This is a genomic window from Bacteroidales bacterium (assembly GCA_017521245.1).
In the GTDB taxonomy this organism is placed as follows: domain Bacteria; phylum Bacteroidota; class Bacteroidia; order Bacteroidales; family G3-4614; genus Caccoplasma_A.
The window spans coordinates 275,438-287,302 of sequence record JAFXDI010000001.1 but is presented as its reverse complement, the minus strand read 5'-3'; the positions used below and the strand labels follow the sequence as shown (position 1 = coordinate 287,302).

Here is an 11,865-nt window from a genome sequence, read left to right as displayed (position 1 = left end):
GGCAATGAGTAATGGTGATGAGCTATTCCCTTTAGTAGACGAAGAGGGTATTGTTATTGGCAAGGCTACAAGAAGTTATTGTCATGGAGGCAGCAAACCTCTACACCCAGTTGTGCATCTACATATCCTTAACGACAAGGGTGAGTTGTATCTTCAAAAACGCTCTATGAAGAAGGATATTCAACCCGGCAAATGGGATACAGCTGTTGGTGGCCACATAGATTATGGCGAGGAGATTGAGGTAGCTTTAAAGCGTGAGGCTCGAGAAGAGCTGGGCATTACCGAATTTGAGTTCTCTTTGGTTACTAAATATCTGTTTGAATCAGAGATTGAACGCGAACTTATCAATTGCTACAAAACTGTATATAATGGTGTTATTACTCCTGATCTTGACGAAGTTGATGAAGGTAGATTTTGGAGTATAACAGATATACAAAACAACATTGGTAAAGGAATTTTCACCCCCAATTTTGAAAGCGAATTTTTAAAGATTAGTTCGGTACTTTGTGCCAATTAGGAATTAGTTAGTTGCTTCGCAACAATGAGGAATTACGGCTTCACTTTGTATTAGTCAAATTAGACTAATTAGTCCAATAAACCTAACTGACAAATCTACGAGTAAGCAAGAGCAGAACCAAACTTGTTTGTGTTATGCCGAGCGTGAGCAGATTCAACAAACGAATGTTTGTTAACTGACAGCTGATTGCTGATAACTGATTGCTAATCGTAGTTTTCTAATGCTTGTTTCAGGGTTGCGATTATCTCGTTTCGTAACGATAAGGGTTGTAATACTTCTACTTTTGCACCCATAGAGAGTATCTCTTGCTTAAAGTCAAAGGTTGGGAGGAGGGTGTATTGAAATGTTGTAAAACTATCACAATCAAACAACTGCTTTTGTGAGTGATGTAGCGGTAATGTTTTTATATAGCTATTTTGGGGTGCATTTACCTTTAATACTATAACCTCCACGCTCTTATCTTCTACTATTATTCCAAAACTATTTTTAAAGTAATCTTCTGGTGAAAAGTCTGAAGGATATTCAAACTCCTCTTTTTGTATATCGGCAGATGACATTCTGTCGAGTGAGTATATTCGTAACTGATTGTATTCTGGATTAAAGCCTATTATATACCATCTTTGTTTGAATATTCGTATGAAATATGGCAGTAGGGTAACTACGTGTTCTTCTGTTTCGCTAAAAGTTCGGTATGTGAATTGCAACACCTTACTGTCGCGCATTGCCTCAATTATTGTTGTGAGATATATCTCCCCCGAAGGGTTCTTCTCTAACATTATTCTATCGTGTAGTTTTTGCTGCTCATTTATTATATTCTCTACCGCAAATGAGTTTAACAACCAAAAACGTACTTTGTCATTTGAAAGAGAATCAACATCTTCAATGTAGTATTCATTTGTTACTCTGTCGCACTCTATGTTTATATCAAAAAACTCCTGTATCTTTTCGCGATGGTTGTGGAATGTTCGGCGTGGTATTGGGTTTCCATCTGAAAAATCGGTATGAACCCAACTGTTGTTTATCTCTTTTAAGGTCATACGTTTATTACGGTAAAGGGTATTTACCAACCATACATATCTGTTAAAGAGATTTTGCGCCATAGTTTTTATAAATTTATTGCTGCCTGTTCCATGTCTAACCACAATCTGTCATCAGTTGGAACTGGTGCTGTTACTGATATTAGTTTTTTTGATACTGGGTGTATAAACTCTATCGAACGAGCATGTAACGATATACCTCCGTTAGCATTTGAGCGTTCGGCTCCATATTTTAAATCGCCTTTTATGGGACACCCAATTTTTGACAACTGACATCGTATTTGATGATGTCTTCCTGTTTTTAGGTTTACATGCAGAAGGTTATAGTTTACACTCTTTACTAATAGTTTGTAGGATAGCTCTGCCTCTTTTGCTCCATTTTTAGGATGATCGTATGCTATACTTTTATTGAGCTTTTCGTTACGATATATGTAGTGTTTGAGTGTTTGATTTTCAAAGGGTGGATTGTTCTTTACTATTGCCCAATAGGTTTTCTTTACCTCCCCTACTCTAAACATTTCATTTAGTCGAGATAGTGCTTTACTTGTTTTTGCAAATACTACTACTCCACTCACAGGACGATCCAGTCGGTGTGTTACTCCTATGAATACATTTCCCGGTTTTGCATACTTCTCCTTTATCCACTCTTTTACAATCTCAGAGAGTGGTTTGTCGCCTGTTTTGTCTCCTTGCACTATCTCGGAGCTGTTTTTGTTAACTATTATTATATGATTGTCTTCGTAAAGAACTTCCACTTTATTTGTTTTATTTAAAAATGAGGCTGTGTCAAAATGCAATTTTTGATTCAGCCTCTTAAGGTGTATAAGAATTGATAAAATACAAGGCGTTGAAATTTAGGGAGAAAGGAGTGTACATAGGTACATAACTGAGCCCTAATATTGAAAACAACATAGTAGTTTGTCAATTATGACACACCGCCATTAAAGTATTTTTAATTGAATTTGAATATTACATATTCATTCCACCACAACAGTGTATTACTTGTCCTGACACATATGATGATAGGTCTGATGCTAGGAATGTACATACATTAGCAACATCCTCGGGTGTTCCTCCACGACGTAGTGGTATTTGTTTTGCCCATGCCTCTTTTACATCATCTGGCAATACTGCTGTCATTTCAGTAATAATAAAGCCCGGTGCTACGCAGTTTGCTCTTACGCCACGTGGTCCCATCTCTTTAGCTATTGATTTTGCTAATCCTATCATTCCTGCTTTTGATGCCGAATAGTTGCATTGCCCTGCATTTCCACTTACTCCTACTACTGATGACATATTGATGATGCTTCCGCCACGTTGTTTCATCATTATTGGTGATACTGCATGAATGAAGTTGAAGGCTGATTTTAGGTTTATATTTAAAACCATATCCCATTGCTCTTCGGTCATACGCAACATTAGTGTATCACGTGTTATTCCTGCATTGTTTACTAATATATCTATTCTTCCAAAGTCAGCCATTATTGCCTCTACAACACTATGTGTATCAGCAAAATTTGCTGCGTTTGATGCGTATCCTTTTACTTTTACTCCAAATGCTGCAATCTCCTCTTCGGTTTTTTGCATATTTTCATCATATTTTAAATCGGTAAATGCAATGTTAGCTCCCTCTTGAGCAAATTTCATTGCAACTGCTTTTCCAATTCCTCTTGCTGCTCCGGTTATTATAGCAACTTTTCCTTCTAATAGTTTCATATATTTTATTTTTTAATGACTGTCGGGATAAATATATTTTGTACAAACTGTTCCTTTTGCTCTTACTGCATTTAATATTAAATCTATTGCCGCAGCTCTAATCTCTTCTCTTCCTGGCGCCATTCGTTGAAAATGGTTACGGACGTATGGAGCATCAAATCCACGTAAGGCATAGTGTATTAGTATGGCGGTTGCTTGAATATTATCTACTTCAAATGCTCCGCTTTCAACACCTTCTTGTAATATTGAGCGTAAAAGAGATATCTCTTGTTGTCCAATATCTTTCCAAGCATGTTCCAAACTCCAGACATCTCTAAAAAACTCTGTTCGGAGGGTTCCATTACGCAATACTATCTCTTTTATTAACTCAAGTCGATGAAAGATATAGTATGCAAGTTTTTCTTCGGGGGGCAAATTTTGATTTACAATTGATTTAAGTTTCTCTATCAACTGCATAATCTCTGATTCAACTACTGCCCAATATATATCTTCTTTACTCTTAAAGTGGGTATATAGGGTTCGGCGAACTTTTCCAGCTGCGATAGCGATATCATTCATTGTTGTAGATTCAACTCCTGACTTTATAAAGAGTTGACGTGCTACCTCAATTAATTTTAATCGTGTTTTTTCACCCCTCATATTATAATATATTTATATTGCGAAGATAACGCAAATATAACTAACTGCCAAATAAGGCGAGTATTAAATTTCACAACTATAATTATAGTGTGCTTTTGTTAGTTGTTGCATTATTAATTACAATATCTCGTAATATTGAAAGTTTTGTCTCTGAGACTCCTAATTTAAGTAGTATTTCTTTATCTTTTAAGATTGAATCCTCAAAATTACCAGTGTCATTTAGACTCATTTCAATACTCTTTGTATAAGAAGATAGAGCATTATTTATATCATTTTTTATTAAATAGATATGTCCGATGTTTATATAGTCATTAGGGGTTGGGGCAGTAGACAAAATCTTTTCGTAATAATTTTGAGCTTCATCAAATTTACCTAACAAAAACAAACACCATCCTATTGCTCGCCATGTTTTTGGAGTTCCGTCTGTTATAAAATCTACTTTATAAAAACATTCCAATGCCTCATTATATTTATTTGCCATTAATAAACAATAACCTATCTGCATCTCAAATGAGGTATTATCGGGCTCTAATCTTAATGCCTCTTGATAATATTCTATGGCTTTTGATGTATCTCCAATTAATCTGTAACATAAGGCTATGCGAGTAATTGTCCATATATCCTTTGTTATAATGTCGGCTTTTTCATACTCTTCAATTGCTCCTTTATAGTCTTTAAGCATCTGATTGCAATATCCTATCTTTTGATACAAGAGATAATCTGTTGGGTTACTGTTAAGTAATAATTTAAAATATGTTTTTGCATATGTATAATACCCTTTTGATAGATAAAATTCTCCTATACTTCGCAAGGTCTCTTCATCTTGGAAGACGGGTTCTAATATATCTACTTCATACAGATTTATATGTGTTGCAAATATGTTGGGAAGATTAAATTTTGATATAGTAAATAATCTATAAAGATCTTGAATATACAATCTTGCTCTTAATTTTGCCTCCGCTCTTGATGATTCAATATTTTCGGTAAACATATCACTCATATTTATATCACTCGGAAGACCTGTCAACATTAGGTTATTAAGTTTATTGAGTTCCGAAGAGAAGAGCAAAGAATATCTATCTGAATTACACAAAAAGAATGTTTTTTCAAGAATATCGCCCAACTTGGGAAGCTCTTTTATACTGTCATATATTTCGCTATATTCATTTGTATATGGTCTTAACCAGTTTTGTATTGATTTAAAGAAAGAAAAATCTTTCATTTGTGAAAATGTTGAAATCAATACATCTGAACCTTCAAATTGTAATTCGTTTATCTCTCTTAATTTCTTTTCAAATTCACTATCTTCAATCTTTTGTGCCCATTTGGGATTCTCCTCAAACAAAGATTCAAGTTCTTTTACACTCTCAATATTCTTATCTTTTATTGTTGATAATAGTTCATTATTTAGTTCTGCTGTCAGTTTCCTCATTTCTTTATTTAACATATCTGACAATTTCTCAATCTCTAATGAACGAATAAATTGTATAAAAATATAGCGAACATCTTCGCAGAAATTATTCTCAGCAGAGAGCATTTCTACTCTTAACTTTGCAGCTTTAGATCGATTTACTTTATTACGATGTATATAGGATATAATTAACGCTCCACAAAGAGCTCTCTGCTTCACCTCCTCGCAATTACTTTTTGAGTATGTATCAAGGAGAAGTAGTAACTTATCCTCAGAGAAGAAATATATAGCTGAGATTGTTAGTGCTGATATTACTAATGAAGAGGTAACTATTCCAAATTCATCACTATTTACAAGAGAAAGTATTGCGGCCTTTTCTTTTGTTTTTATTGTCAATGATGTTGCTATTATATTAAATATCTCATTCTGAATATTTTCAATTGTTTTAAGAGTTTCAGTTGTTATGCTCTTTTTTGATTCTTCTTTCAAGAGCATTATCTCTTTATCAATATCAATGGTATCAATAGAATCATAATAACGACGTTTGTCGTATATATAACCTGAAACTAAGTTATTCTGTATAAATATATCAATAGTTTCATCTACTATCTCATACAATGAAATGATTAATCTATTATGTATATCAACTCTTTGAGGATCTTCTACGTTTAGATATTGTGTCATTATAGAATATGTTGATTTAATTTCTTTTACCTTCTCAATAAGATCTTGAGTAGGCTCTATTGCTTCATCAAACAGATATTCTATTTGCTTTATTGCCTTAAACACTTGACCCTCGGACAAAGATCCGTAAATATTTTCTCGTTCTCTTTCTGCTACTTCTAACATTGCTAAAATATTTTATATCATATTAAATTCAAATACTATGCCAAACAATTGAGAACTAAGATATTTAAAATTGTAAAATAGAAAGTTAAAGTCTATTTTTTTGTAATTCATTTGTTTTTTGTTTGATATGCAGGAAGAGTATATATTTTACTCAAAAAAGGTTCTGTAAAAAAACAATAGACAAAAGTATTTAATAACAAGATATTAGATAGATCAGACAAATTGTTTGACATAAAAGATAAGTAACATTCAGATACCCCTTCGCTCTATTTTAAAAAAGTTTGATAGTTGAGATAAGCTTGGGGATTGATGCTTTTAAAAGTTGTTAGTTTTTTGTTGTTATAAATATATATTATTAAAGGGAGCTTACTCGCAGATTTACTCATCTAAAATTTATTTAAAACTCTTACACCACTCTTTAATACCGCAATTCAGACAATCGGGTTTACGAGCCTTGCACACATATCTGCCATGAAGTATCAGCCAATGATGTGCAATAGGAAGGAGTTCTCCAGGAATATATTTAACAAGAGTCTTTTCAGTTTGCAAAGGAGTTTTGGAGTTGTTTGTCAAACCAATCCTGTTTGAAACTCTAAAAACATGAGTATCAACAGGCATAGCCTCTTTGTTGAAAACAACGGCAGCAATAACATTAGCAGTCTTTCTGCCCACGCCGGGCAATGTTTGCAATTTATCAATATCCGAAGGAACTTCGCCATTAAAATCGCTCAATAACTTTTTAGCCATACCAACAAGATGTTTAGCCTTATTGTTAGGATACGAAACACTGCGTATAAGTTCAAAAACGGCATCGGGAGTGGCTGCTGCCAAAACTTCGGGCGTAGGGTATGCCTCAAATAGAGCAGGGGTAATCATATTAACCCTTTTGTCAGTACATTGAGCCGACAGTATAACGGCAATAAGCAACTGAAACGGAGTTTCATAATTCAACTCCGTTTCAGCTATGGGCATATTGGCCTTAAACCAATTTATAATATTGTTATATCTCTCCTGAATTTTCATCTGTTATAAAGCCGACTCAAACTCCTCCAAGAAACGTTTGTCGTTTTCAGAGAACATACGCAAGTCTTTAACTTGGTATTTTAGATTAGTGATACGCTCAACACCCATACCTAAAGCATAACCTGTATATTCTTTGCTATCTATACCACAAGCCTCTAAGACGTTGGGGTCAACCATACCGCAACCAAGAATTTCAACCCAACCTGTTCCTTTACAGAAAGAACATCCTTTACCTCCACACAGGTTGCAAGATATATCCATCTCAGCCGAAGGCTCTGTGAAGGGGAAGTATGATGGGCGAAGTCTAATCTTAGTCTCTGGACCAAACATCTCTTTTGCAAAGAACAATAGAGCCTGTTTAAGATCGGCAAATGTGACATTTTTGTCAACATACAGAGCTTCAACTTGGTGAAAGAAGCAGTGTGCGCGAGCAGAGATAGCCTCGTTACGATATACTCGTCCTGGACAGATGATGCGGATAGGTGGTTGAGCCTTCTCCATAACACGAGTTTGCACCGATGAAGTGTGTGTACGCAGAAGCACATCTGGGTTACGAGTAATAAAGAATGTATCCTGCATATCGCGAGCTGGGTGGTCTTCTGCAAAGTTAAGAGATGAGAATACGTGCCAGTCATCCTCAACCTCCGGACCCTCTGCTATTGAGAAACCAAGTTTGCCGAATATATCGCAAATCTCGTTTTTAACGATAGATAATGGGTGACGAGTACCTCTCTTTAAAACATATGCTGAACGAGTAAGGTCAATAGTATCATCCTCCTTAACATTACTCAAAACATCCTCTTTAAGAGCGTTAATCTTTTCTGTGGCAAACTCTTTAAGATCGTTAATAAGTTTACCAACTTCGCGTTTTTGTTCGGCAGGAACATTTCTAAATTCTGCCAACAACGAAGTTACTTCACCTTTTTTACTCAAATATTTAATGCGTAAAGCTTCAACCTCTTCGGCATTTGAAGCCTTTAACGCCTCAATCTCTTTCTTTAAATTCTCTATTTTAGTTATCATTACAGAGTCATTTTGTTTAAAACGTTGCAAAATTAATAATTTAAAGCGACTTTTTATAATATAACTCTCATAAATATTTCCACAACAGAGTTAAAAATATTATTTTCGCATCATAAAATCACGTAAAAAGATAAAATGGCAACAAAACTCCAAATAATATCTCAAGTAAAAGAGTATATCTCTCACAATATTCCACTATCTGTTGGCGATAAGATATTAGTTGGATTAAGCGGAGGAGCAGATTCTGTTGCACTTCTTTCAATACTCAAAGAGTTAGGATATTGCTGCTTTGCTGCACATTGCCATTTTGCATTGCGTGGCGAAGAGTCTGATCGCGATCGCAACTTTGCAAAGCAGATTGCAACAAAATTGGAAGTACCTTTTATTGAGGTTCGGTTTGATACGCTAAAATATGCTGCTGAAAATAAAATATCTGTTGAGATGGCTTGTAGAGAGTTACGATATGAGTGGTTTGAAAAGCAACGCATAGCTCTTGATTGCCGATATTTAGCAGTGGCTCATCATCGCGATGACTCTGTAGAAACTGTATTGATAAACCTTATTCGTGGTACTGGAATTTCTGGACTAACAGGTATAGCTCCACTAAATGGAACGGTTATTCGCCCAATACTCTCATTATCTCGTAACCAAGTTGAGGAGTATATCCAATTAAGCGGATTAAACTATGTAACAGATAGCACAAATAAAGAGGTAATATATGTGCGTAATAAAATCCGCAATCGTATATTACCAATGATGAAAGAGATAAACCCTTCGATTTACGAGGCAATAGAATCAACAGCTACACATTTGAGAGAGACAGAGTTAATATATCGTTCTGCCCTTAACAAGATAATTGATGAAGTTGTAGATACAAGAGAAGATATTGCATATATTGATATACAAAAACTCTTACAACAATCAGCACCACGCACCATACTATATGAAATAATAAAGACGTATGGTTTTGCAACATCGCAATTAAACGATATAATATCTTCATTTGGAGATGAATCAGGTAAAAGATTCTTCTCATTAACACACAGAATAATAAAAGATCGTAATAAACTTATTGTATCACCATTGGGGCAAGAGGATAACTTCATAATAACATATCCTGCTGAGGAGATGTTGAGGGTGGAGTATATCAATATTGAAGATTTGCCACCACTCACCCGAGATAAAGGTTGTGCATATTTCGATGCCGACAAGCTTCCTTCCGGGTTGAAACTACGTCATTGGCGAATGGGAGATAGATTTATGCCCTTTGGAATGAAAGGAACACAAAAGTTAAGCGACTATTTTACAACCCACAAGTTCTCACTTTTACAAAAAGAGCAGATATGGCTATTGGTTGCCGTTGATGAAATTTTGTGGTTGGTTGGCGAAAGACAAAGCAATAAATATAAAATAACCGAAACAACAAAACGAGTTGCTAAATTTACAATAAAATAGATGGCAAAGTTAGGAAAATATAACACACTAAAAGTAGTAAAAGAGTTGGACTTTGGGATGTACCTTGATGGTGGTGAAGAGTTTGGAGAAATTCTTTTACCAACCAAATATATCCCCCAGGGAACAAAGGTAGGCGATGAAATAGAGGTCTTCCTCTATCTCGATTCCGAAGATCGCATAATAGCAACCACACTAAAACCCTATGCTCAAGCAGGAGAATTTGCCTATTTGCAAGTAAAATCAGTAAACCGAATAGGAGCATTTTTAGATTGGGGATTACCAAAAGATCTGTTAGTACCTTTTCGCGAACAACGTAGCGAGATGAAAGAGGGCTACAAATATATAGTATATATCTATGCCGATGTTGAAAGTCAACGCCTTGTTGCATCGGCAAAACTAAATAAGTTTTTAGATAATACACCTGTTGAGTATGAGTTTAACCAAGAGGTTGATTTGCTTATAACTCAAAAAACCGATATAGGCTGGAAGGTAATAGTAAACAGTCTTCATAGCGGAATGATATATGACAATGAGATATTTGTTCCCATACAAAAAGGCGACCGTTTAAAAGGTTATGTAAAACATATCCGAAATGATGAGAAGTTAGACATAACTCTACAAAAAATAGGGTACGATGTTCAAGCAATGGATGCCCTTGCAACAGAGATATACGATAAACTAAAAGCATCAGGCGGGATAATCCCATTATCAGATAAATCATCGGCAACAGAGATAGCCGAGATATTCGGTTGTAGTAAAAAAAGTTACAAAAAAGCAATAGGAGCATTATATAAAGCAAAACTTATAACAATAACTCCAACCACAATAGAGTTGTGTTAATATAAATGAGAAATGAAATAATTGCTATTTTCTAATTGTGGCGAGGTCACGTACTAATTCCTAATTAGCACGAAGTGCTAAACTAATTGTTGCAAAGCAACGAACATAATAAGAGTAGTATATGTTTTAAGCATATACTATTTTTTTTGTACTATGAAAAGAGTTCTATTTCTAACACTTCTAATTTTTGCAATACTAACAGTCAATGCACAGCAAATTGATAAGAGCGAACTAAAAAAGATAAAAACATTCTTATCACAAACTGCACACTCAAATAAAACCAATGCACAAGCAATGGGAATAAAAGATTTGAATAATCCCCTCTCTTGGCATGGCGTAGAATGGAGTAATGGGCATCTAAAATCAATAATGTGGCGAGGATATTCCCTTTCAGGCGAATTGGATTTATCAGATATGATAATGCTACAAACCGTTGATTTATCACGAAACAAACTCACCTCATTAAATATATCAGGGTGTACAAATCTTAAAAGTTTAAATATATCAAATAATCATATTGAGGTTCTCAACTTGGAAAATTGCACCTCTCTCAAGCACCTCTTATGCAATAAAAACCATTTAAAAGAACTCAATGTATCGTTAATACCATCAATCTCAATAATAAATTGTGGTAATAACGATTTTACAACTTTTACTGCATCTGCCTCAAAAACTCTTAATACATTAAATATACAAGGATGTAAACTGCAAGATATTGATGTATCAGGTTGCGACTCCCTATTTAATCTCTATTGCGGATATAACAATCTAACACAAATTGATTTATCGGGAGTTCCCTTGCTATCAAATCTTAATATCGACAACAATAATATAACACGATTTGTGCCTATGAATTTAAAGAAACTGACAACACTCTATTGCAGCAATAACAATATGACCTATTTCTCAATATATAACTCTCCATTGCTAACGCACCTCGATTGTTCATATAATAATTTACGACAGATAAATATTGAAGAGTGTGATTATCTTTCGTTTATTGATTGCTCGTACAATAGTATCGATGATTTGGATTTACATGCCCGAACATTGTTGCAACATCTCGATTGTAGTAATAACTCTATTACAACTCTTGATGTTTCATTATGTTCATCGTTAGTATATCTAAATTGCAGACAAAATCCGATATTAGAGTTACACACTTACGGCGACATAAATTTAAGAGTAGTGCTTACTCCTTGGAATGAGTGGGGTCCGGGATACACTCCCAATACCATTATGCCACCACCGCCATATAGGTATTAAAATTTATACTCAATTTAACAATCAGAAATAACCTATAAATAAAAATATTCATTACTTTTGTGTATATAAATCGGGAATTTAGGATATAA

At 34.6% G+C, this 11,865-nt stretch carries 11 protein-coding genes; 4 read left to right on the top strand and 7 right to left on the bottom strand.

What is annotated here, in order from left to right; translation table 11 throughout:
- Nucleotides 1–4 precede the first annotated feature (4 nt).
- Nucleotides 5–517, top strand: a complete 513-nt coding sequence (locus IKK64_01120) for an NUDIX domain-containing protein (protein MBR4118662.1) — start codon at nucleotides 5–7, stop codon at nucleotides 515–517.
- Nucleotides 518–720: 203 nt separating this feature from the next.
- Here the strand turns inward: IKK64_01120 and IKK64_01115 are convergent, their stop codons facing one another.
- The 7 genes from IKK64_01115 to pheS form a co-directional block, all read right to left on the bottom strand.
- On the bottom strand, nucleotides 721–1,617 hold the full coding sequence (locus IKK64_01115; GenBank protein ID MBR4118661.1) for a WYL domain-containing protein: 897 nt from the start codon (nucleotides 1,615–1,617) through the stop codon (nucleotides 721–723).
- Between the two features lie 5 nt (nucleotides 1,618–1,622).
- Nucleotides 1,623–2,309, bottom strand: a complete 687-nt coding sequence (locus tag IKK64_01110) for an RNA pseudouridine synthase (protein MBR4118660.1) — start codon at nucleotides 2,307–2,309, stop codon at nucleotides 1,623–1,625.
- A gap of 214 nt (nucleotides 2,310–2,523) precedes the next feature.
- Nucleotides 2,524–3,270 carry a 3-oxoacyl-[acyl-carrier-protein] reductase gene (gene fabG / locus IKK64_01105; protein ID MBR4118659.1) on the bottom strand — a complete coding sequence of 249 codons (747 nt, stop codon included), beginning with the start codon at nucleotides 3,268–3,270 and terminating at the stop codon, nucleotides 2,524–2,526.
- Between the two features lie 12 nt (nucleotides 3,271–3,282).
- The gene (locus IKK64_01100) at nucleotides 3,283–3,909 is read right to left on the bottom strand and encodes a TetR/AcrR family transcriptional regulator (protein MBR4118658.1); all 627 of its coding nucleotides are present in this window, start codon (nucleotides 3,907–3,909) and stop codon (nucleotides 3,283–3,285) included.
- An 82-nt stretch (nucleotides 3,910–3,991) separates the two neighbouring features.
- The gene (locus tag IKK64_01095; GenBank protein MBR4118657.1) at nucleotides 3,992–6,169 is read right to left on the bottom strand and encodes a tetratricopeptide repeat protein; all 2,178 of its coding nucleotides are present in this window, start codon (nucleotides 6,167–6,169) and stop codon (nucleotides 3,992–3,994) included.
- A 393-nt stretch (nucleotides 6,170–6,562) separates the two neighbouring features.
- A complete protein-coding gene (gene nth, locus IKK64_01090) occupies nucleotides 6,563–7,192 on the bottom strand; it encodes an endonuclease III (GenBank protein MBR4118656.1) in 630 nt (209 codons plus the stop codon).
- Nucleotides 7,193–7,195: 3 nt separating this feature from the next.
- Complete coding sequence (gene pheS / locus IKK64_01085; protein ID MBR4118655.1) at nucleotides 7,196–8,215, bottom strand: phenylalanine--tRNA ligase subunit alpha; 1,020 nt, start codon at nucleotides 8,213–8,215, stop codon at nucleotides 7,196–7,198.
- Between the two features lie 135 nt (nucleotides 8,216–8,350).
- Here pheS and tilS point away from each other — a divergent pair, with 135 nt between their 5' ends.
- The 3 genes from tilS to IKK64_01070 all read left to right on the top strand — a co-directional run bounded on the left by tilS (nucleotide 8,351) and on the right by IKK64_01070 (nucleotide 11,776).
- Complete coding sequence (gene tilS, locus IKK64_01080; GenBank protein MBR4118654.1) at nucleotides 8,351–9,670, top strand: tRNA lysidine(34) synthetase TilS; 1,320 nt, start codon at nucleotides 8,351–8,353, stop codon at nucleotides 9,668–9,670.
- On the top strand, nucleotides 9,671–10,510 hold the full coding sequence (locus IKK64_01075) for a GntR family transcriptional regulator (protein ID MBR4118653.1): 840 nt from the start codon (nucleotides 9,671–9,673) through the stop codon (nucleotides 10,508–10,510).
- 153 nt (nucleotides 10,511–10,663) lie between these two features.
- The gene (locus IKK64_01070) at nucleotides 10,664–11,776 is read left to right on the top strand and encodes a hypothetical protein (GenBank protein MBR4118652.1); all 1,113 of its coding nucleotides are present in this window, start codon (nucleotides 10,664–10,666) and stop codon (nucleotides 11,774–11,776) included.
- Nucleotides 11,777–11,865: the final 89 nt, after the last annotated feature.